The 20,159-nt window shown below is 55.0% G+C and carries 21 protein-coding genes and 2 tRNA genes; 15 read left to right on the top strand and 8 right to left on the bottom strand.

Annotated elements, in window-relative coordinates:
- Positions 1–1,035: a molybdenum cofactor-independent xanthine hydroxylase subunit HpxD gene (gene hpxD / locus ACZ6J2_RS08810; protein WP_471725455.1), complete on the top strand. Its 1,035-nt coding sequence runs from the start codon at positions 1–3 to the stop codon at positions 1,033–1,035.
- Positions 1,036–1,046: 11 nt separating this feature from the next.
- Positions 1,047–1,982 (top strand): PDR/VanB family oxidoreductase, encoded by a 936-nt coding sequence (locus ACZ6J2_RS08815; RefSeq protein WP_471725457.1) that lies wholly within the window; start codon positions 1,047–1,049, stop codon positions 1,980–1,982.
- 44 nt (positions 1,983–2,026) lie between these two features.
- Here the strand turns inward: ACZ6J2_RS08815 and ACZ6J2_RS08820 are convergent.
- Positions 2,027–2,114 (bottom strand) — tRNA-Ser (locus ACZ6J2_RS08820).
- Between the two features lie 276 nt (positions 2,115–2,390).
- On the opposite strand from ACZ6J2_RS08820, the gene ACZ6J2_RS08825 reads away from it, so the two are divergent.
- The 6 genes from ACZ6J2_RS08825 to ACZ6J2_RS08850 all read left to right on the top strand — a co-directional run bounded on the left by ACZ6J2_RS08825 (position 2,391) and on the right by ACZ6J2_RS08850 (position 7,528).
- Positions 2,391–3,527, top strand: a complete 1,137-nt coding sequence (locus ACZ6J2_RS08825; RefSeq protein WP_471725721.1) for a D-alanyl-lipoteichoic acid biosynthesis protein DltD — start codon at positions 2,391–2,393, stop codon at positions 3,525–3,527.
- Positions 3,524–3,646, top strand: a complete 123-nt coding sequence (locus ACZ6J2_RS08830) for a hypothetical protein (RefSeq protein WP_023335174.1) — start codon at positions 3,524–3,526, stop codon at positions 3,644–3,646. The genes ACZ6J2_RS08825 and ACZ6J2_RS08830 overlap by 4 nt, the downstream gene beginning before the upstream one ends.
- A 9-nt stretch (positions 3,647–3,655) precedes the next feature.
- Positions 3,656–4,774, top strand: coding sequence for an MBOAT family O-acyltransferase (locus ACZ6J2_RS08835; protein WP_048980325.1), 1,119 nt, complete (start codon positions 3,656–3,658; stop codon positions 4,772–4,774).
- Entirely contained in the window at positions 4,771–6,204 is a 1,434-nt protein-coding gene (locus ACZ6J2_RS08840; protein WP_471725459.1) for an AMP-binding protein, read from the top strand. The genes ACZ6J2_RS08835 and ACZ6J2_RS08840 overlap by 4 nt, the downstream gene beginning before the upstream one ends.
- A gap of 17 nt (positions 6,205–6,221) precedes the next feature.
- Complete coding sequence (locus tag ACZ6J2_RS08845) at positions 6,222–6,440, top strand: acyl carrier protein (protein WP_471725460.1); 219 nt, start codon at positions 6,222–6,224, stop codon at positions 6,438–6,440.
- Positions 6,441–6,691: 251 nt separating this feature from the next.
- Positions 6,692–7,528 (top strand): alpha/beta fold hydrolase, encoded by an 837-nt coding sequence (locus tag ACZ6J2_RS08850; RefSeq protein ID WP_032658141.1) that lies wholly within the window; start codon positions 6,692–6,694, stop codon positions 7,526–7,528.
- 249 nt (positions 7,529–7,777) lie between these two features.
- Here the strand turns inward: ACZ6J2_RS08850 and ACZ6J2_RS08855 are convergent.
- Positions 7,778–7,865 (bottom strand) — tRNA-Ser (locus ACZ6J2_RS08855).
- A gap of 130 nt (positions 7,866–7,995) precedes the next feature.
- Complete coding sequence (locus tag ACZ6J2_RS08860; RefSeq protein ID WP_236903030.1) at positions 7,996–9,624, bottom strand: ABC transporter substrate-binding protein; 1,629 nt, start codon at positions 9,622–9,624, stop codon at positions 7,996–7,998.
- A gap of 269 nt (positions 9,625–9,893) precedes the next feature.
- Between ACZ6J2_RS08860 and yccA the strand changes: the two genes are divergently transcribed.
- Positions 9,894–10,553: an FtsH protease modulator YccA gene (gene yccA / locus ACZ6J2_RS08865; RefSeq protein ID WP_023335168.1), complete on the top strand. Its 660-nt coding sequence runs from the start codon at positions 9,894–9,896 to the stop codon at positions 10,551–10,553.
- Positions 10,554–10,607: 54 nt separating this feature from the next.
- Here yccA and ACZ6J2_RS08870 read toward each other — a convergent pair whose 3' ends face one another.
- Together ACZ6J2_RS08870 and ACZ6J2_RS08875 are read right to left on the bottom strand one after the other, a co-directional pair.
- Positions 10,608–11,084 (bottom strand): hypothetical protein, encoded by a 477-nt coding sequence (locus ACZ6J2_RS08870; RefSeq protein ID WP_039261633.1) that lies wholly within the window; start codon positions 11,082–11,084, stop codon positions 10,608–10,610.
- On the bottom strand, positions 11,081–11,836 hold the full coding sequence (locus ACZ6J2_RS08875) for a winged helix-turn-helix domain-containing protein (RefSeq protein ID WP_471725462.1): 756 nt from the start codon (positions 11,834–11,836) through the stop codon (positions 11,081–11,083). Before ACZ6J2_RS08875 ends, ACZ6J2_RS08870 begins: the two co-directional genes overlap by 4 nt.
- 309 nt (positions 11,837–12,145) lie before the next feature.
- Between ACZ6J2_RS08875 and ACZ6J2_RS08880 the strand changes: the two genes are divergently transcribed.
- The 6 genes from ACZ6J2_RS08880 to tusE all read left to right on the top strand — a co-directional run bounded on the left by ACZ6J2_RS08880 (position 12,146) and on the right by tusE (position 18,380).
- Entirely contained in the window at positions 12,146–12,889 is a 744-nt protein-coding gene (locus tag ACZ6J2_RS08880; protein WP_471725464.1) for a fimbrial protein, read from the top strand.
- Positions 12,890–12,964: 75 nt separating this feature from the next.
- On the top strand, positions 12,965–13,471 hold the full coding sequence (locus ACZ6J2_RS08885) for a CS1 type fimbrial major subunit (protein ID WP_021240847.1): 507 nt from the start codon (positions 12,965–12,967) through the stop codon (positions 13,469–13,471).
- Positions 13,472–13,543: 72 nt separating this feature from the next.
- Positions 13,544–16,261, top strand: a complete 2,718-nt coding sequence (locus ACZ6J2_RS08890; protein ID WP_471725466.1) for a TcfC E-set like domain-containing protein — start codon at positions 13,544–13,546, stop codon at positions 16,259–16,261.
- 1 nt (position 16,262) lies between these two features.
- Positions 16,263–17,420 (top strand): CfaE/CblD family pilus tip adhesin, encoded by a 1,158-nt coding sequence (locus tag ACZ6J2_RS08895; protein ID WP_236903033.1) that lies wholly within the window; start codon positions 16,263–16,265, stop codon positions 17,418–17,420.
- Positions 17,421–17,430: 10 nt separating this feature from the next.
- Positions 17,431–17,982, top strand: coding sequence for a LuxR C-terminal-related transcriptional regulator (locus ACZ6J2_RS08900; protein ID WP_047061513.1), 552 nt, complete (start codon positions 17,431–17,433; stop codon positions 17,980–17,982).
- 68 nt (positions 17,983–18,050) lie between these two features.
- On the top strand, positions 18,051–18,380 hold the full coding sequence (gene tusE, locus ACZ6J2_RS08905; protein WP_008499913.1) for a sulfurtransferase TusE: 330 nt from the start codon (positions 18,051–18,053) through the stop codon (positions 18,378–18,380).
- On the opposite strand, the gene yccX is transcribed toward tusE, so the two are convergent.
- The 3 genes from yccX to ACZ6J2_RS08920 are packed head-to-tail and all read right to left on the bottom strand — an operon-like array spanning position 18,377 to position 20,026.
- Positions 18,377–18,658, bottom strand: coding sequence for an acylphosphatase (gene yccX, locus ACZ6J2_RS08910; RefSeq protein ID WP_262768775.1), 282 nt, complete (start codon positions 18,656–18,658; stop codon positions 18,377–18,379). The two genes, tusE and yccX, sit on opposite strands and share 4 nt — an antisense overlap.
- 11 nt (positions 18,659–18,669) lie before the next feature.
- Entirely contained in the window at positions 18,670–19,458 is a 789-nt protein-coding gene (locus ACZ6J2_RS08915; RefSeq protein ID WP_039261622.1) for an AraC family transcriptional regulator, read from the bottom strand.
- 10 nt (positions 19,459–19,468) lie between these two features.
- Positions 19,469–20,026 carry a kinase inhibitor gene (locus tag ACZ6J2_RS08920; protein WP_039261620.1) on the bottom strand — a complete coding sequence of 186 codons (558 nt, stop codon included), beginning with the start codon at positions 20,024–20,026 and terminating at the stop codon, positions 19,469–19,471.
- Between the last annotated feature and the right edge of the window lie 133 nt (positions 20,027–20,159).

A 20,159-nucleotide genomic window follows, 5' to 3' on the forward strand; every position in this document is an offset into this window, starting at 1 on the left:
ATGAAAAGAGAACCGACTCCACCCGCCCACTGCACGTTTGAGCCCGAGGACTGGCTGCGCCTGGCGAAATGCTGGCATCCGGTCGCGCGCGCCTGCGATGTCGGCCCGGCGCCGGTCAAGGCGACCCTGCTGGACGAACAGCTGGTGATTTACCGGATTAACGACCAGGTCGTGGTCGCCCGTGACGTCTGCCCGCACCGCGGCGTGCCGCTGACGCTCGGCTTTCACGACGAGCATGGGATTATCTGCCCCTACCACGGCTTACGCTTTGGGGAGGACGGGCGCTGCAACCGTATTCCGTCCAGCCCCGACCAGCCCGTTCCGGCGAAGCTGAACCTGATTAACTACGCCGTGGAAGAGCGCTTCGGCCTGATCTGGACCTGCCTGGCGTTTGACCCGGACAATCCTGTGCCGCTGCCCACCATGCCGCACTGGGATGACGACGGATTTCAGCAGATCAACTGCCCGGCGTTTGAGGTGAACGGCTTTGCCGGTCGTCAGGTAGAGGGGTTTCTGGACGTGGCGCACTTTGCCTGGATCCACACCGATACCTTTGCGGACCCCAATAATCAGCTGGTTCCCACCTATCAGCCGCAGGAGACGCCGTTCGGCTTCGTGGCCGATTACTGGAGCTCCGTGAGCAATTACCCTGCCAGCTCTGACGTGCAGGCTCCGGACGGCTTCCAGTGGCTGCGCCATTTCGAGATGCATCTGCCATTTACCGCCACGCTGACGATTCATTTTCCGGGTGAATCGCGGCTGGTGATTATGAACGCCGCCTCGCCCGTGTCATCGCGCGTGACCCGCATGTTCGCCCCTATTGCGCGCAACCTTGACCTGCATATTCCGGTGGAAGACGTGCATGCCTTTAACCTGCGCATCTTCGAAGAGGATCGCCTGATGGTCGAAACCCAGCGCCCGGAAAGTCTGCCGCTGGATCTGACGCTGGAAGCCCATATCCCCGCCGATAAAAGCTCAATTGCCTACCGTCGGGGACTGAAGAAGATGGGCTTTGGCGAATTTTTCCTCGTATGACGGAGGCCGATATGCTGAGCGTAATTGTTGACGGGCTGTGGCGCGAGGGCGACAAAAGCCTCGCCGTCAGGCTGGTGGCTGAAAACGGCGAAACGCTGCCGTCCTGGCAGCCCGGCGCGCACATTGATGTGCACTTGCCCTGCGGCGCGGTGCGCCAGTATTCCCTGACCGGGGCATGTGGAGACGAGAGCTATCTTATCTGCGTGGGGCGGGAAACCGCCTCGCGCGGCGGATCGCGCTACGTTCACGAGACGCTGCGACCCGGGCAGAAATTAGCAATCTCTGCCCCGCGCAATCTGTTTCCGCTGCATCAGGCTGAGCGGGTGTTGCTGCTGGCGGCGGGCATTGGCATTACGCCGCTGTATGCGATGGCCCTGCAGCTGAAGGCGGCCGGAACGCCGTTTACGCTGCACTATTACGTCAAACGCCGCGAAAGCGCGGCCTTTGCGCGCGAACTCTCCCGGTTAGGTGACTGCCACATTCATACCGCCAGCCCGCGCACGGCGCTGGCAGAGCATCTCCCGGCACCTGAGGCGGGGCTTCACGCCTGGATCTGCGGCCCGGCAGGGTTTATGGAAAAAGTGCGAGACGTGGCGACGGCCAGGGAATGGGATTATGGCCATCTTCACAGCGAGGCGTTTCAGCCCGCGGCCCCTGCCGCACGCGGTGACGCGGGCGAGATCTTTACGGTCAAACTCGCCTCCACCGGGGAGCGCTGGCCGGTGCCTGCGGATAAGACCATCGCTCAGGTACTACACGAAAACGGCGTGGACGTGCCGCTGTCATGTGAAATGGGGATTTGCGGCGCGTGCCTGACGCCGGTGATTGACGGCGTGGTGGATCACCGGGATAGCGTGCAGTCGGAGGCGGAAAAAGGCGCGCCGGACCAGCAGGTGGCGCTGTGCTGTTCTCGAAGCCATTCCGGGGAGCTGGTGATTGCCCTGTAAAACGAAAAAACCCTGCGATATTGCTATCGCAGGGTTTTCGAATTTGGCGGAAGCGTAGAGATTCGAACTCTAGAACCCTTTCGGGTCGCCGGTTTTCAAGACCGGTGCCTTCAACCGCTCGGCCACGCTTCCAAAGTGAGGCGCACTATAAACATCTATTAGCCCCTTGTAAAGCAGGAATTTTTCTATTTTCACCCACCGGCGTTTGACTGCGCAAAAATCACCCAGGCGCTTGCCGCGCACCGGTCACAGCCCCCTTGTACATACCGTTACACAGCAACGCTCATCCTTTTAAATCGCTCTGGTATAGAATGCCACAAAAATAAACGGTCATTTGTTGTGTAATTGTTATAAATCTGAGTACCCGCAGATTTAGAAATTTCTGCCATGCAGTGTTACTGGTTGATGATGAAAATCAAAAATACGCTTTGCTTACATATCCTGATGGCGACCCTGGCCATTTTGTTCCTCTGTGTTCACCCGCTGGTGACGAGCTTCAATCCGCCCCTCACCTTCCAGCCGCTGATTAAATCAATGGCGGGCACGCCGAAAGAACAAGCAGAAAAAATTGCGACTATTTCCCATGCCTTAGAAGGGAATGCTATTTTCTTCATTGGCGCGTCTGAGGTGGCCACCTCAGAAGATGAACATTACGCTGTATATAATTACTTTAATAAGCAATTGCACAAACCCGTCGTGGCGTATGGCGATGCGTTCGTCGATGATGAAACGCAATTTTTACTGTTCTCTCGTTTTAAAAATAGCCTTAACGCAAACAGTAAAGTTGTTTTGCTTCTGGCTCCTGACAGCTTTTATTCAAAAGGGCTGCCACCGGCTATCTATGCCGATAATTTCCCCGGCTCTATTTTTAATCCGCTGATGAAGGATCCGCAGGCGCGCCCGCTGCTGGTTAATTATTTAAAGCATATTGATAGTAAAGAAATAAGCCATTTAACCTTCGGCCAAATGCGCGTCTTTGGCTGGCACCCCGATCTGATGTGGGACGAGCTGAGCTTCCAGTTTGCCAACGTCTGCACCCTGATAAAAAACGACTGGCTGGCGCTGCTCAACATCACGCCTCAGACGGTACAGCCCTGGCCGCAGCAGCCAGCCGGCCACATTGCCCCCAACTGGGACAAAGAGCTGGCGAATGCGCGCGAGTTAAATAAAAAACGCCAGCAGAGCGCGGCCACCCTGTGGATGGACAAAACGATTTACGAGGAGGACAGTTCGCGGCAGCAGTGGGATGACACGCCGGTTGTGCCTGCGCAAATCGCCGCCTTCAGTAAAACCGTCCAGCTGCTTAAAGAACACAACGTGCAGGTGATTGCTATCGTCGACCCGGTTAACCCCTGGGCGCTTTACAATACCGATACCTTCCGACCGGTTGATAAACAAATAAAAACCATTCTGGAAAAGAACCAGATCCCTTATTTAGATATGTACGCCATGCCTTATCAGAATGGCTGGAACTGGGATCGTTTGCACCCTTCCGAACTGGCCTGGGTTCCTATGATTCGCTTTATTGCACAGAGTTTTAAATGATGAAAATCGCGATCCGTCTTTTTTTCCTTTATCTCCTGCTGGCGATCACCATCGTCGCGTGGACCTCTGTCGATGACAGCATGAGTATGCAGCTGCATTTTGAATATCAAAAGTTCTGAGGCCGAATGATGTACAGCTCAGGAATGTTTTTTGTTTATTTGTTTTCATCCGCGCTGGCGTTTGCGCTGGTTAATCGCGTATTACGCCATCGTCTGACCTGGTTATCTGCGCTGTCGGTGCTGACGGCGCTGGGATGGGGCTATATATTTCAGGGCGATTATATTGTCCCCGTCGCCGTTTTTTTCAGCTTTTATGTTTTTGCCACGCTTAAAGAGAAGGGATGGTTAAAAACGTGGCAGGCGGTCGTTCTGACATTATTGCCGCTGCTGCTGGTGAAATTACATTTAAATAACCACTGGGGCATGATCGGCCTCTCTTTTATGACGTTCCGCGCGCTGGACGTGCTGCTCTATCGCAGTAAAAAAGAAGGTCAGAATTTCCTGCACTATTTCTGTTATCTGTTTATGCCCTTTATTATCCTGGCCGGCCCAATGTACCGCTGGCGGACGTGGATGAGTGACGTCAGCAAGCCCGTATTTGCCCTTAACCGCGAACAGTTTTTAGTCGCGTTAGAGCAAATCATTACCGGCATTGTCCAGAAGTTCCTGTTTGCCATGCTGATTGATTCCCTTGTCGTGCAGCCCTGGAGCCATAAGCCGTTTACGCTGACCGTGGGCGTGGTGATGTCGATTGCCTACAGCACCTACCTGTACTTTGATTTTGCGGGCTACAGCAATATGGCCATCGGCGCAGGCCGCCTGTTTGGGCTCAGCATTCCGGCAAACTTTAACATGCCGCTTCTGGCAAAGAACCCGCAGGATTTCTGGCGCCGCTTCCACATCAGCCTGTCTGAATGGCTGCGCGATGTGGTCTTTATGCCCGTTTATATGAACCTGATGAAATTCAACTTTTTCCGTCAGAACAAAACGCTGGCGCAAAATATCGGTATTTTTTGCACCTTATTCTGCATGGGGGCATGGAATGGCCTGGAACGCCATTACGTCATCAGCGGCGCGCTGTTTGGCGCGATTTCCGTCGCTCACAATATGCTGCTGTGGTCAGCCAAACGCAGCCCGGCATTGCACCGCGGCCTGCAGTATCCGGCCGTTGCGTTTTTAGGGCGAATTCTGACGCTGGGAAGCGCCGCGGGATCCCTTTACATCTTTAGTGGAATGTCACCTCTATGAAAAATCACTCCGATCTCCAGGAACTGCAGGATTTCTTACGTGCGGCATTATGCGATCCCGCCTCCCCGCAGCAGCTGGCCATCAGCGGCAGCGACGAAGCCTTAAGCTGGCTACAGCTTTCCGCTGCCGTGACTGACTGGGCGCAGCGCTATCAGCGCTGCCAGCCGGTTGCCGGTACGCCGGTCGTATTGTACGGACACCAGCAGGCCGAGTTCGCCGTGGCGATTTATAGCTGCCTGCTGCACAACATTCCGTACATCCCGGTGGACTGCATTTACCCGCAGGAGCGCCTCCGGGAGATCTGCCATCTGGCCAGCGCCCCTTACTATTACGACGTCGCGACCCGGCAGTTCATCGCCACCGGGGAACCGGGCAAGGTACTGGAGGAGCAGGATCTGGCCTACATCATGTTTACTTCAGGCAGCACCGGTAAACCTAAAGGCGTGCAGATTGGGCGTGAAAGCGTATGGCACTTCATGAAATGGGTCAGCCAGGACTTTTCACTGCCGGAAAAACCGGTCCTGATGAACCACGCGGTATTCAGCTTTGACCTCTCCCTGATCCCTTTGCTGGCGAATCTGGCGATGGGCGGACATATCGTGCTGAACGCCAAAGAGGACATTCAGAAAGAGAACTGGCTGGAGCGACTGAAAAGCAACGCGGTCTCCGCCTGGGTTTCGACCCCCTCTTTTGCTTACCAGCAGCTGCTTTCCCCGCAGTTCAACAGCGAGTATTTGCCCGCGCTCAACGTCTTTATCTTCATTGGTGAAGTGCTCAATAAGGCGCTGGTTAAACAGCTTCGCCGCCGCTTCCCGCAGGCCAAAATCATTAACTCCTATGGCCCTACGGAAGCGACGATTGCGACGACCGTGGTTGAAATCACGGATGCGATCCTGAACAGCGACAGCACCGTGCTGCCGGTGGGGGTCATGATGCCTGAGAGCAAAATGGAAATTTCCGCCGACGGCGAGCTGATTATCTGGGGTAAAAACGTCATGCGCGGCTATCTCGGCCTGCCGCAGGAGAACGCGGCGAAATTACTCCGTCGGGAAGATGAAGCGTTTCGCGGCTACCGTACCGGCGATCTGGGCTATGAAGCGGGGCTGATCTACTGTCAGGGCCGCAACGACAGCCAGGTCAAACTGAACGGCTACCGTATTGAAATCAACGAGATCGAGAACCGCCTGCTGGCCATGTCCGGCATCAACGAAGCGGTGGTCCTGCCGCTGATGAAATCCTGCGGCAGCGTGCTGCGCATTGCCGCGTTCTGCGTGACGGATATGGCGCCGGACACCATCAAAACATCGCTGTCGAAGGTCGTTCCGCACTATATGGTGCCTTCACAAATTATCGTAAAAGACGCTTTGCCGCTGAATCCTAACGGCAAAATTGACCGCAAGCTGCTGGACGCTTACGCCCGCACAAATTAATGACTCCAGGAAAAATTATGGAACAAGAAATTCTCGCCCTGTTCGAAAAAGTGTTATCCCGTAAGGTGGGCTTTCACGATGAACTGATTGAATCCGACATTCTCGACTCCATCCTGGCGGTCGATATGGTGCTGGAAGTGCAGGACGTTTACGGCAGCATGATCCCGCCAACTGACGTGGCGACGGTGCTAAAAACCCCGGCGAACCTGGCCCGCTATATTGAAGAAAACCGCTAAACGTCCCTGCTGTTAATGCTGCCCTGAAGGCTCTGGAGGATCTCCCCAGAGCCTTCATTCGTTCCCCCTCCCCCTGAACGCTGTTCTGCTCCCTTTCACAGGAATGAAACCGACTGCTTTTACTATTTCTCCTACACTTTAGGAGTACTGTCGGTACGGGAAAGAGAAAAAAGCCAACTTAATTAAGGCATTAATGATTCGCTGTGCGCTCAGCCGGGGAACGTTTTGCCTTTAACAGAGGAGTCTGCGGTATGGCATTCGTAACAACGAAAGACGGCGTCAATATTTACTACAAAGACTGGGGCCCAAAAGAGGCTCAGCCCATTGTTTTCCACCACGGCTGGCCGCTGAGTGCCGATGACTGGGATAACCAGATGCTCTTCTTCCTCGCTGAAGGCTATCGCGTTATCGCTATCGATCGTCGCGGTCACGGGCGTTCGGACCAGGTGAGTGAAGGCCACGATATGGATCATTACGCGGCCGACGCGTCAGCCGTGGTTGAAAGCCTGGATCTGCGCAATGCCGTGCACGTCGGTCACTCCACCGGCGGCGGACAGGTCGCCCGCTATGTTGCGCAGTACGGGCAACCGCAGGGGCGCGTCGCCAAAGCGGTGCTCGTCAGCGCCGTCCCGCCGCTGATGGTCAAAACGGACAGTAACCCCGGCGGAACGCCCATCGAGGTTTTCGACGGCTTCCGCAAAGCGCTGGCGGCTAATCGCGCCCAGTTTTACCTCGACGTCGCCAGCGGCCCTTTCTACGGCTTTAATCGGGATGGCGCGGACGTTTCACAGGGGACGATCCAGAACTGGTGGCGTCAGGGGATGATTGGCAGCGCCAAAGCCCACTATGAGGGGATTAAGGCATTTTCAGAGACCGACCAGACGGAGGATCTAAAAACCATCACGGTTCCCGTTCTGGTGTTGCAGGGCGATGACGATCAGGTCGTGCCGTATAAGAATGCAGCCCTGCTGCAGGACAAGCTGCTGGCGAACAGCGTACTGAAAATTTATCCGGGATTCCCGCACGGGATGCATACCACGCACGCGGATACCATCAACGCGGACATTCTGGCCTTTATCCGCTCTTAAACGTCGCCTTTATTGCCGGGTGGCGCTGCGCTTACCCGGCCTACACTCCTGCATCCGCAACGATATCCCTGAATTGCACCGTTAAATGCATGAACGCCACCCGCCTCGGTGAGAAATAGCAATGTATTTACGGGGTGAATGATAACGCCTGTTTTTTTACAGGGAAAAAGCGGAGTCTTAATAGCGTGAGGCGGATCGGTCGATCCAAAAGAAAAACCCCAGGTTAACGAGTAACCTGGGGTTTATATCTGGCGGAAGCGCAGAGATTCGAACTCTGGAACCCTTTCGGGTCGCCGGTTTTCAAGACCGGTGCCTTCAACCGCTCGGCCACACTTCCTAAGTGAGGCGAACTATAAACACCTCACCGCGTGCTGTAAAGAGTGGCTGCACTCGTTCGCTGTAAAAATAGTCAAAACGTGTTTAATCGGTTGAACTGACGACACATCGACGATTTTATCAGCACAGGCCTAGTGTTTTTTGATGTACATGTCTTTCGTGAAATAGTACCCCAGCTTATCCGGCGTAAATCCGCCTACCCACGGTTTCACCAGGTGCGTACGGACGTAGTGATAAACCGGAATGGCCGGTACATCACGCCCCAGCAGATCTTCCGCCTGCTGGTAGAACTTACCCCGCTCTTCCGCTGATTTGGCTTTTGCGGCATTGAGCAGCGCGCGATCGTATTCCGGATTGCTGTACTGGCTGGTGTTTTCGCTGTCTCCCGTGCGGAAGTTGTTCAGGAAGGTCGCCGCATCGTCGTAATCGGCAATCCACGCGTACCGCACCGCATCAAAGTTGTGTGTGTGCATGGTGTCCAGCATGGTTTTCCACTCCTGGTTTTGCAGCTTTGCCTCCACGCCAAGGTTTTTCTTCCACATGGAGCTGGCCGCAATCGCGATGCGCTGGTGCGATTCAGAGGTGTTGTAGAGCAGGTTGAAGCTCAGAGGGTGGCTGGCGTTATATCCGGCCTCGTTCAGCAGCTTTTTCGCCTCGGCGATGCGCTTGTCCAGCGGCCAGCTGGCGTAATCCGGGTTCTGTAGCTTCACGCCGCCGATATCCGGCTGGCTGATGAGCCACGCCGGGCGCTGCCCCTGCCCTAATACTTTCCCGGCAATGATGTCTTTATCCAGCGCCATGTTCAGCGCCTTACGCACGCGCGCGTCGTTGAACGGCGGCCGGGTGGTATTGAATTCGTAGTAATAGGTCGCCAGCTGAGGTGAAACGTCCAGCTCGCTGCCCAGGGTTTTCTTGAGCTGGGCAAACTGGTTTATCGGCACCGTATACACGATATCAATTTCGCCCGCCTTATAGCGGTTCACGTCCGAGGCCTCGGAGGTGATGGGCAGGTAGGTGACTTTGTTAATCACGGTATGCGCGTTATCCCAGTAGCGCGGGTTGCGCTCCGCCACGATACGTTCGTTGACCACCCACTGCGACAGCTTATACGCCCCGCTGCTGACGAAATGCTCCGGCTTGGTCCACTTATCCCCGAAGCGGCCAATCAGTACTTTATCCACCGGCACCAGCGACGGGTGCGCCAGCATCGCGAGGAAGGCCGCGTTTGGCTGCGTGAGCGTCACTTCCAGCGTGGTGTCGTTAATCGCTTTTACGCCCAGCGTATCGGGCGCTTTTTTTCCCTGAGCAATATCGGCCGCGTTGACGATATGCATGTTGCCTGGATAGCTGGCATACGGCGAAGCCGTTTTCGGATCGATCAGGCGCTGCCAGCTCCAGACCACATCCTCAGCGGTAATCGCCGTGCCGTCGCTCCAGGTGATGCCCGGACGCAAATGGAACGTCCAGACGGTGTTGTCCTTGTTCTCCCATTTTTCCGCCAGTCGGGGTTGGACTTCTCCTGTCGGGGAGACGCTTACCAGTCCTTCGAATAAATCACTGATAATATTGAATTCGACATCGCTTTCGACTTTATGCGGGTCGAGCGAAGCCGGTTCACTGCCGTTGTTTCTGACCAGTTCCTGTTTGTCGGCCAGCGCGGTTCCTGCCGGCACGTTAGCCGCCCAGGCTGCCGTGCTGGCGCACAGGATCCCTGCGGTTAACAAAGAGAGCGTAAAGTGAGTGCGTGTTTGTGGTTTCATTTCCTTCGCCTTATAGTCTGTTTTATGACGATCCGGAAATAACTCTTAGCGTTCGAATGGTAATAACGCAATATTTTTCAGTAACCTATAAGAGCTTGATCTGGTAAATTGTCGCAAACCGCTGTTCATACTGGCGAAACGGATTTCCGCAGAAGAAATAACCACCTCCAGCGCTAACGTGCTGAGTAAAGATGGGTAAAACCACTTTGAGACTGGCGTGTCGTTTCCTATTCTTTCCACTAATTACATCTGTCATAAGAGAGTGACTCATGGATCGTATAATTACTTCTTCACGCGACCGCACATCGCTACTCAGCACCCACAAGGTGCTGCGCAATACCTATTTCATGCTCAGCCTGACGCTGGCATTCTCGGCGATCACCGCCACCGCCAGCACCGTGCTGATGCTGCCGTCTCCGGGGCTGATCCTGACGCTGGTGGGTATGTATGGTTTGATGTTCCTGACCTACAAAACCGCTGACAAGCCCGTTGGTATTCTGTCCGCGTTTGCCTTCACCGGCTTCCTGGGCTACATCCTGGGGCCGATGCTGAATGCGTATCTGTCTGCCGGTATGGGCGATCTTATCGGCATGGCGCTGGGCGGTACCGCGCTGGTGTTCTTCTGCTGCTCTGCCTACGTGCTGACCACGCGTAAGGATATGTCCTTCCTCGGCGGAATGCTGATGGCGGGTGTTGTGGTAGTGCTGGTGGGCATGGTGGCAAACATCTTCCTGCAGCTGCCTGCCCTGCATCTGGCAATCAGCGCCGTGTTTATTCTGATTTCTTCGGGCGCGATCCTGTTCGAAACCAGCAACATCATTCGCGGCGGTGAGACGAACTATATTCGCGCCACCGTGAGCCTGTATGTGTCGCTGTACAACATCTTCGTCAGCCTGTTGAGCATCCTGGGCTTCGCCAGCCGCGATTAAGCACAACGGATACAAAAAAGGAGAATGCCTGTGGCATTCTCCTTTTTTTATGCCCTACTCACCCCGGCAAATATAGGTGGGATAGCGCCGGTCCTGAATCAGCCACACGGAAGGCGAGAGTTCAGAGATTGTAAGGTAGTAGCGAGCGGTCGGATTGGCGAAGCTACCCCACTGAGCATCAGGCGTATTGTCATTGTGCCGACGCCAGGTTTTGGTGTAGCTCAATACGATGACGTTATCATCGTCCCGCTGCTGCCAGGTAAAATCCACATCCCTGTCAACGATCAAACATTGCCCGCCAGCCCTTGCCGCGCCTTTATAGGTGGTCAAACCGGTACCGTCCCGATGAAAATAGAACTGGGCAACGGTATTGACCTTCACTTCACTGGCTTTTCCCTCATTGCGCGTGAAATTAAATTCAGTGCTGCAGGCCAGCACATCCTTTTTACCCACGCTGCCGGAAAAGTAAAAAAATGCCAGCGAACAACCAACCAGGACACCGCCCACGCCAAAAAGAAGTTTTATTTTCATTTTTGTGCCCCGCTTTTATAACGTATGGTTTTACACAGGCTGGTTTTGCTGACCGGACAGGCTCCAATAAACACCTCATCTGCAGCGGAAATAGTAAAGCGGGCACTGAAATAATAAATGTCGTACTCCTCCCGTCCGCACGCTACGTTATTAGACTCCAGCCGCTCCGCTAATTTCGATAGCACCAGCGGTCTTCCGTGATCGTTGATAATCCAGATGCTGCAACGCGCGATTTTTTCCTTAACCGGCTTGAGTTTCGCCGGAACGTAAATCCCCTGCTGTCGGCTAAAGTAGAGACTCGTCCCCAGCGCAGCGACGATCAATACGGCCACAATCGCCCATTTTTTCATGGAGGCGCGTTGAGGCTTTACTTCTTGCGGCGCGAACGAGGGCTGCGGATCGACGGATGGAATATTCTCTCCGGGCTGAAAAATCACCTCAGCATCAAAACGAAATCCGTAACGGGGCACGGTCACGATAAATTCGTGCCCCTCTCCCAGAGACTGGAAGCTTTTACGTAATTCGCTTACCGCTTTATTGAGATTATTTCCCGATGGCGTAAAGCCAAATTCCTCCCACACGCGAGTGATCAATTCCTCCCGACTCAGGTCGTGCCCTTTGTGTTTTATAAATTCCTGCAAAAGCCGCACGGCTGGCGCCGAAAGCGTTAATACAGATTCTGGTTGTCCAACAAGACTTATTGCATGTGCTTCAGGATCGAATAACAACGAATTATTGCATATAAAAAACATCTTTTATTCTCGGCTGTTACCGCATGCTTTTTTAATCCCTGGTACATCGACATGAAAACCGCCTCCTGACCTGCTTATTTTTTCATCAGAAGGAATTTTCTTCCTATCCTTGGTCGCGGTATTTTCGCTTAACTATACAACCTTAAAGACAGAAAAGCAGGATAAAAACCTGTATTTAACGAGTTAATTAATACAAATTTTCACAAACCGCTGTTCTGGTTAAAGTTTCCCTGCCCTGAAGCAATACGAAAGCAGACGGTGTCCTGGTGTTAACGCGCCGCCGATGAACTCAGAGCAGGCAGACTGAATGTGAAACAGAAAAATAGAGTGAGCATGACAACCGCCTTTTATGCCGCCGCGCTGTCATTGCCATTTTTCTCAGAAATGGCAATGGCCAATATGAGCGTGTACCCCATGGAACTGAATGTGGACAGGTCCGGTGCGGCGCAAATTAAGGTAGCGTCGAAAACGGATGATATTCAGTTCATTCGGGTGAGGCAAAAGAAAATTCTTAATCCCGGCACGGCCCAGGAAAAAGAGATTGATGTGGCCTCGTGGAAAGAAGGCGGCGTTGTTGTCACGCCCGAAAAATTTGCCCTCGCGGCAGGTGCAATGCGCGTCGTTCGTCTGGTATCGCTTACGCCACCGGAAAAAGAGACCACCTGGCGCGTCTATTTTGAAGGGGTAAAGCAGCCTGACAGCATTATTCCCGGCAAGGCAGAAAGCCCGGCTGCGACGGCGACATTGGGCGTCAATGTGATCTGGGGCGCCCTGATCCACCTCGCCCCGGAAAAAAGTGCGGTTTCACTCTCGATAGACCCTCGCAGGGGCACGTTAAAAAACAACGGTACGCTGCGCGTGCCGCTGAGAGAGATCGGTATTTGTGACGGAGATTCGTCGTGTAAATGGGTTAAAGAAGACGCGACGATTTATCCGGATACCGAACGGAAATTAAAAACGCTCACAAATACACAAGGCCAGAAATATAAATTCCGCTACTTCAACTGGGTGAATAAAACCGCTGAAGAAGCTGATTTACCCGTCGTGCAATAACACGACGTTACCGTAAAGACCCAAAAGGGTTTGTTTAAAGAGCCAGGGTGCTCATTTGTAAATATGGAGATATCAATGCGTAAGTACTTTAAACCTCTGATGATTGTTGCCGCGATGACCACGTCCGTTAGCGCGCTGGCGATCCAAAAAGATATTACCGTCAACGCCAGCGTTGATTCACAGCTGGACATGACCCAGGCCGATAACACGCCGCTGCCGGCAAGCATCGATATGCAGTACCTGCCAGGCCGCGGTCTGGAAAGCTATCGCCTGAATACCAAGGTGTGGTCTAACTCCGCCACCAGCAACGTGAAAGTCCGTCTGGTAAGCGCCGCGAAGCTGGCAAATGCCGACGGTGCTGAGACCATCCCAATGACGGTGAAGCTGGGCGATAAAACCCTCTCTACCGCCGATGTGGAATATACCGGTACCGAACTGTTCCCGGGAAGCATTGAAAACGGTTCAGCGGTACTGCCGCTGACCATTTCACAGACAACCAAAGGCATTCTGAAAACCGGTCAGTACAGCGGCGTTGTCAGCCTGATGCTGACGCAGGCGACTACCACGGAAGGCGGTGCGTAACACCACAGCACCTAAGGAATAACGTCAGAGGGTGCCCACCCTCTGACGTCAGGATGATGTCGAGGCTCGTTCATGGCGTTTCACAGAAATACTCTCCTCTTTGTTGCTTTGTTACCCGCATCCATCCAACTCGCCTGCGCCGGGATGGCCGTCCCGGCAGGTTTTGAAGATCTGGCGAAAACGCAGCGCCTGTGGACAGAGGTCAACCTCTACGGCGAGTCGCTTGGACTTTTTGAAACGGATATCACGCTTGAAACGGTCAGTTTTGTCGCACCTGAAACCGTTGTGGCGGCCATCAAACGACGGTTTAACGACGACCCAGCTCTCGTTGGCACCGTGTCTGCCGCGCTGGCCGTTCCGCTTGCCCGTAACGGCAACCTGGCCTGCAGCAGCAACGGCTCCGCAGCGGGCTGCGATTACATTGATACCGACCGCGCGGCCATTATCTATGACGAGAATAACGCCCGTATTAGCCTGTTTTTGGACAAGAAATTTCTGCCTAAAGCCACCGCGGAAAATCAGTGGTATCAGCCCACGCAGGACACCGAAAATGCGCTGATCCATCAGCAGAATATTAATTTTGTTGCCGACAGGGATTATCAGTCAGCCACCGTACAGGGCAATGGCGCGCTGGCGCTCACGCAGGACGGCTATGTTAACCTCGACTGGACCTGGCTGGGACAGCGTTCAAGGCACCAGCAGCAACAGGAAATCACCGTCAACAACGCCTGGTTCCGCCAGGATATCTTGCGTCAGTACTATGTCCAGCTGGGCGAGATGGATACCCGCGATCTGTTCAGTAATGCCGGCGGGAATATCAACCTCAGCCAGCTGCCGCTGGGCAAAATTCGCGGTCTGCGCACGGGTTCAACACGGGCGTGGATTAATCCGGTTCAGCAGTCAAAGGGAACTCCTGTCACCGTACTGCTTTCCCATGACGCGCGTATCGACGCCCGCCGTGGCAATCAGCTGCTGGCCAGCTTTTACCTGAATGCCGGGGCGCAAACCCTCGACACGCGATCGTTTCCGGACGGGAGCTACACCGTCACGCTGTCGGTCTATGAAAATAACCGGCTGACGCGTACCGAGCAGGTGCCGTTTACCCGAACCGGCATTACGCCATTTGACCGCGTCGAGTGGTTCCTGCAGGCGGGTGAAACCGACAATAGCGATCGGAACGAAGAACGCAGCGCGGTTGCGCAGGCGGGTGTGCGCCTGCCCGTCACCCCGACCCTGGCGCTGACCAGCGGAGCAACGATAAAGAAAAACCAGCGTTTCCTGGAAAATGCGCTCGACTGGAGCCGGGGCTTCAACGCGGGCCCGATCGACGGCGTGCTGAGTACCCGGTTTAGCTACCTTTACGGCAGCGAAGGCCAGCGCGGCAATATTCAGCAAATCAGCTACAACGACGGTTTTTCACTGAGCCTCTATCGCAACGCGCTATCAGCGGAAAACTGCAACACCCGAAGCACGGGGTTTGACGCCGTGAACGGCTGTTATCGCACCCTCTCGGTGATGTTTTCCGTCCCTGTCGGCGCCTGGTATGCGAGCCTCGGATATTCGGATAACCGCAACGAAGGACGGTACGTTTCACGTCGGGAGCTCCCGGACAGCGACGATCGCCACGATGCGGGTTTGCCGTGGGAATCGGTCTATATGACCCGCTCGCGCTCGCGCGCCTGGCAGGGAGGGCTGAGCAATGCCTTTAGCACCCGAGGCGTGAACATTAACAGCAGCATTAACCTGTTCATGCGTAACGATGACGCCCGCGACGGCAGGGACAAAGGCGGCTACCTGAGCGTGAGCCTGTCCATGGCGCATAACCGTCAGGGTGATGCGTCGAGCTATACCTCTCTTGGCGCGACCTGGCAGCACCAGCAGCGTGAAAAAAATCAGCTGAGCTACAACGTGGCGCATAACTGGTACGCCGATGCACGCGGCGAAAACGAGTATGGTCTGAGCGCTTCGGGCATTAACAGCGACTCGCTGAATACCTCAGCCTATACGCGCCAGGGCGGGCGATACGGCAACGGCAGTCTGACCGTCAGCGACGCCTGGGATCGTCAGGACAGGCGCCATACGCTGAGCAGCAGCGGCAACTACAGCTCGACCCTTGCGCTGTCGCGTTCTGGCCTGTGGCTCGGCCGCTGGAGCGACGGTCGTCCTGCTTCCGCCGTCGCGGTTAACGTTGCTACACCGGAAGATACCCAGGCTCCTAGCGTTGCCGTGTCGCTGGATAACAGCGGGAGCGCAGACATTCCGGGCAATAGCCGCGCCCTCTTCGCTGTGCCGGGCTACCAGCAGACAACGTTGACGATTAACGAATCGCTGGACGTATCCCGGGGGGCCAGCAGTGAGATCACGCAAGGTTCAGGCAGCAGAACGCTGTTTATGGTGCCTGGCAAACTGCTGCGTCGGGATGTGCAAACCACCGCAAGCTACACCTGGCTCGGCCAGTTAACCGACGAGCGTCATTCGCCGTTTATCGGTGGCGTGCCGCTGAACGTTAACGGCTGGAGCGATCTCGGCAACGGCGGATTCAGCGCCCAGAGCGATGCCCTGCTGCATAACCTCTACCTGGTGCGCCAGCAGCAGTTTTATCAGTGCGAACTTAACGTGAAAAGTATGCGCGACGTGGTGCGCTATGTCGGCTCAATTCCTTGCCGGGAGTTAACCTTCTCCGCCCTGCCGGATGCCGTCCAGCAGCAGGCACAGCTGATGCTCGCCGGACGATCGGTACCTACCGGTTCAACTGCCATGAACGCCGACAACCTCACTAAAGGGAAATGATGTGATTAAGTGCTTCTTTATTTTACTGTTCTTAAGCCTGTGGACAGGCCAGGCGCTGGCGGGCGCCCCTGCGGGACGAAACACCAGCGTTGGGATCAGCTTCGATCGCACGGCACCGCCTGCGCGTTTCGATATCTGGTTTCATGAATCGGGCGGCTATGACCTCGCCGACCCGCAAAAGTGGGGACGTAATACCCTGACCTGTGAGTCCCGGACTGATACCACGAACGGGGCCTGCATGAACTCGCCGGTCTGGTTCTCAGCTAACCCGGCCGCGCCCTATGCCATCAATTTACGTTTCACGCATGCCCTCACCAGCAAGACGGTGGATATCAAGGTGTATGGCGATCACTACATGTTTATCAACAATAAAGTCTTTACCTTCGCCAGTTTTGTCACAGGGGGAACGGGCGATCTCAGCGCCTGGAACAGAGAGCCCTATTTCGATTTCTATATTGTGAAAAGCGAACTGGATAAGCTCGCCCTGCCGGGGATCTGGACCGCAACGCTGAAGCAGAACCTGCGTCAATGGGGAAGCGCCGACTGTGGCGGAAACTTCAATGACGTAAACGTCGGATGCCCTGGCTACCTCACCATCGCCAGGTGGCAGGCAAATATTCGCATTGAGGTGGTCGATCCGGGTAATCAGCAGATTTATCTGCCGGCATTTCCGCACTCAACGCCCATCGTTAACCTCAACCTGACCAACTTCCCGGGGCGGCCGGGAGGTAGTGAGATCCAGGGTGAAAACTCGCTGGATATGTGCCTTTACGACGGCAAAAACAGCACCAGCACCCGCGCCTATCTTCGCTTTGAGGATGACGGGCTTCCCTCAGCGGATCGTGCCGAAGGCGCGTTTTCTATCAGGCGACGCGGCGGTAGCCAGACCGATGCGCGGGATCGTCTCGATTATCGGGTCTCCGTCACCAACCCAATCACAGGCGCAACCGAAAGCGTCGCGAACGGTAAAACCCTGGTCTGGCAAGGCACGAACGATCCGCAACATCTGCGTCAGGTCGTGCTGCCCGGCGGACGCGAGAGCGTATTGTGCATCCCTGCCCCTATTATCCTGAAAACCCCCGCGTTTGCCGCCAGCAGCAAAAACGCGGGCGACTATACCGGCACGCTGCGCGTTATCTATACGCCCAGCACGTTATAATGAGGTCACCGTGAGTTACGCCATTCTCGACAATAATCGATTTTACGCCGAAGGGTTGCGCTACGCGCTGCTGCGTCGGGGCGTTCAGCCAGAGGTCCAAAGCGACACCGTGCAATGGCAGCCAGCGCTGCTTACCCGCCGCGTGGTTGTCGTACGCTGTCGTTTTTCCGTGGCAGGTACGCATCAGGCATTGATAAACATTTTGCTCAGACTGGAAGCCGCCCGCTGGCAAGGCAGCCTGTATCTGGTCTGCAATGAAAAGGGGTGGGCGCTGGCGACGCATTTACGCAAGCGTTTCAGTACGTTGACCCTTTATATCATCGATGACCGGATCGCCGTCGCTGATGCGGCATATTTGCTGGCAAAAGAGCCTCGCCGCGTCCGAAGTCTTGACTGCTGTCTTACCGGCCTTGAATTCAACGTGCTCGATCTGATGCTTACCGGCTTGCCGGTACGCCACATTGCCATCGTGACGCGTATGTCTGAGAAGCAGGTTTCGACCCATAAATGCAACGCGCTGAAAAAGCTTAATGCCAACAATCTGCTGCAACTGCTCCTGTAGGGCACGGCTTATCCTTCGGCGGCTTTTTTGCTACACTGTCGCCGTTTTTTCACAGACGACAGAAGATTATGTTCATTTTTGCAGGCCAGGAAATTGAGACCGATAGCGAAGGCTATCTGAAAGATACGACGCTCTGGAGCGAACCGCTGGCGGAGAAAATTGCGGAAAACGAAGGGATTACCCTCTCCCCCGAACACTGGGAAGTGGTGCGTTTTGTTCGCGAGTTCTATCTTGAATTCAACACCTCTCCAGCGATCCGCATGCTGGTCAAAGCCATGGCCAATAAGTTCGGCGAAGAGAAAGGCAACAGCCGCTATCTGTATCGTCTGTTCCCGAAAGGCCCGGCAAAACAGGCCACCAAAATTGCCGGCCTGCCTAAGCCGGTGAAGTGTATTTAATACCGAATCCCGAAGTTTACGTATTCTCGCCCGGGTTGATGCGGTTCCGTTAACACCTTATCAACCCGTGCGCTGCGCGGCCCGCCCGCTTTCAGCCACGCCACCAGCTTGTCGACCTGCTCCGCTTCGCCGCAGGCGACCACTTCAACGCTGCCGTCGTCCCTATTTCGCGCGTATCCCGTGAGCCCAAGCTCAACCGCTTCGCGCTGGGTGCTGTAGCGGAACCCCACCCCCTGAACAACGCCGTGAACCCAGACAATGGTGCAGACTTTTGACATTTTTCTTCTCCTTAACGTAGCGTTTTCGGCAAACAGCCATAGTGCTGCCGGAAACGGGCGGTGAAACGAGAGCTGGAAAGATACCCACATTGTAATGCGATTTCGCCAATCGGTAATCGGGTTGACTGGAGCTGTGACAAAGCAACGGCCATCCTCACCTCCTCCACGATCTGGCGAAAACTCTGCGACTCTTCACGCAAGCGTCTGCGCAGCGTCGGCACGCTTAAGGCCAGACGGCTGGCAACGTCCTGCGCGGTCCAGTCTCTGGCGGGCGACAGCATAATGAACTGCCGCACCTGCTCGGTCAGGTTACTGTTGCGCTCAACAAGCAGTGGACCCGCCACGCCATCGTGCAGCAGGGCCAGCAAAAGACCGAAAGCCTGATGCTTTTGTAGCGCCTCCGGTAAATCCTGACGCACGGCGTGCAGCAGGTTGTCCCACATAAACGCCAACCCCTCGCTCAGCGGGGCGCAGAGCGAATGCAGCGTCGTGCGCGGCCAGGATTTCAGGTAATGCGCCTTAAACTCGGCGACGATCTCCGGGGATAACATCAGCAAATCCGAGTGAAACAGACCGTTTACAGGCTGATTGATAATCTCCATCGCCGTATTGGCCGGGATAATGATGAGCTCATCCCGTGTCGCCTCCAGGCGGTTATCATCCTGAACTATCACCTTAGTGCCGTGAGTGATATGACAAATAGCCGGAAAAAAGAGTTTAACCTGGTGCAGGCGATGCATTTTGCTGGCAGTCACTTCACCCGCGGTAAGATGGTTATGTCGAAAATGAAACTCCTGCACCCTGCCATCCTTATCTGCTGTAGGTTGCTGTTAACTGAGCCTTTGCCAGAACGTGACTATTGAGCATAAAACCGACCAGCGCGCCGCTGGCATTGTTGTCGACGGGCAGTTTATCCACGTCCAGGGCCCAGACGGTAATCTGATAGCGGTGAGGCTTGTCCCCTTCGGGTGGACATGCGCCGCCGAATCCAGAATAGCCGAAATCATTACGCCCCTGCACAACGCCGGCAGGTAATTTCTCGCCGTTCGGGTTACCGGCATCAGCGGGCAGCGTCATTGTCTTCGCCGGAATATTGGCTACGGTCCAGTGCCACCAGCCGCTGCCGGTGGGCGCATCCGGGTCATATACCGTGACGGCAAAACTTTTCGTACCGGCAGGCGGATTTTTCCATGCCAGCTGCGGTGAGATATTCCCACCGTGGCAGCCAAATCCCTCAAATACCTGCTGTTGCGCCAGCCGCCTTTCGCCGGAAATATCCCGGCTGGTGACGTCGAAAGGCGTTGTTGCTAAAACCTGAAAACTCATCGCCGCCAGAGCGGCTATGGCTATCACACTGCGCTTTTTCATGGGTGCTCCCTCTGCTGTACCGGAAGCCCTACTGTAAAGCCTGCTGCAATGCCGGAATGTGCCTAAGCGATTTAATTTTGTGCCGAAACGCTCAACGGCATCCGCAGATGATTGCGCCTTGCTGAATGTGGTA

The sequence above is a fragment of the Enterobacter sp. E14S genome, assembly GCF_055666685.1.

Excerpts from the sequence above, each read along its gene's own strand:
- hpxD (WP_471725455.1), top strand. The coding sequence starts at position 1 with ATGAAAAGAGAACCGACTCCACCCGCCCACTGCACGTTTGAGCCCGAG.
- ACZ6J2_RS08815 (WP_471725457.1), top strand. The coding sequence starts at position 1,047 with ATGCTGAGCGTAATTGTTGACGGGCTGTGGCGCGAGGGCGACAAAAGC.
- ACZ6J2_RS08825 (WP_471725721.1), top strand. The coding sequence starts at position 2,391 with ATGAAAATCAAAAATACGCTTTGCTTACATATCCTGATGGCGACCCTG.
- ACZ6J2_RS08830 (WP_023335174.1), top strand. The coding sequence starts at position 3,524 with ATGATGAAAATCGCGATCCGTCTTTTTTTCCTTTATCTCCTGCTGGCG.
- ACZ6J2_RS08835 (WP_048980325.1), top strand. The coding sequence starts at position 3,656 with ATGTACAGCTCAGGAATGTTTTTTGTTTATTTGTTTTCATCCGCGCTG.
- ACZ6J2_RS08840 (WP_471725459.1), top strand. The coding sequence starts at position 4,771 with ATGAAAAATCACTCCGATCTCCAGGAACTGCAGGATTTCTTACGTGCG.
- ACZ6J2_RS08845 (WP_471725460.1), top strand. The coding sequence starts at position 6,222 with ATGGAACAAGAAATTCTCGCCCTGTTCGAAAAAGTGTTATCCCGTAAG.
- ACZ6J2_RS08850 (WP_032658141.1), top strand. The coding sequence starts at position 6,692 with ATGGCATTCGTAACAACGAAAGACGGCGTCAATATTTACTACAAAGAC.
- ACZ6J2_RS08860 (WP_236903030.1), bottom strand. The coding sequence starts at position 9,624 with ATGAAACCACAAACACGCACTCACTTTACGCTCTCTTTGTTAACCGCA.
- yccA (WP_023335168.1), top strand. The coding sequence starts at position 9,894 with ATGGATCGTATAATTACTTCTTCACGCGACCGCACATCGCTACTCAGC.
- ACZ6J2_RS08870 (WP_039261633.1), bottom strand. The coding sequence starts at position 11,084 with ATGAAAATAAAACTTCTTTTTGGCGTGGGCGGTGTCCTGGTTGGTTGT.
- ACZ6J2_RS08875 (WP_471725462.1), bottom strand. The coding sequence starts at position 11,836 with ATGTTTTTTATATGCAATAATTCGTTGTTATTCGATCCTGAAGCACAT.
- ACZ6J2_RS08885 (WP_021240847.1), top strand. The coding sequence starts at position 12,965 with ATGCGTAAGTACTTTAAACCTCTGATGATTGTTGCCGCGATGACCACG.
- ACZ6J2_RS08890 (WP_471725466.1), top strand. The coding sequence starts at position 13,544 with ATGGCGTTTCACAGAAATACTCTCCTCTTTGTTGCTTTGTTACCCGCA.
- tusE (WP_008499913.1), top strand. The coding sequence starts at position 18,051 with ATGTTCATTTTTGCAGGCCAGGAAATTGAGACCGATAGCGAAGGCTAT.
- yccX (WP_262768775.1), bottom strand. The coding sequence starts at position 18,658 with ATGTCAAAAGTCTGCACCATTGTCTGGGTTCACGGCGTTGTTCAGGGG.
- ACZ6J2_RS08920 (WP_039261620.1), bottom strand. The coding sequence starts at position 20,026 with ATGAAAAAGCGCAGTGTGATAGCCATAGCCGCTCTGGCGGCGATGAGT.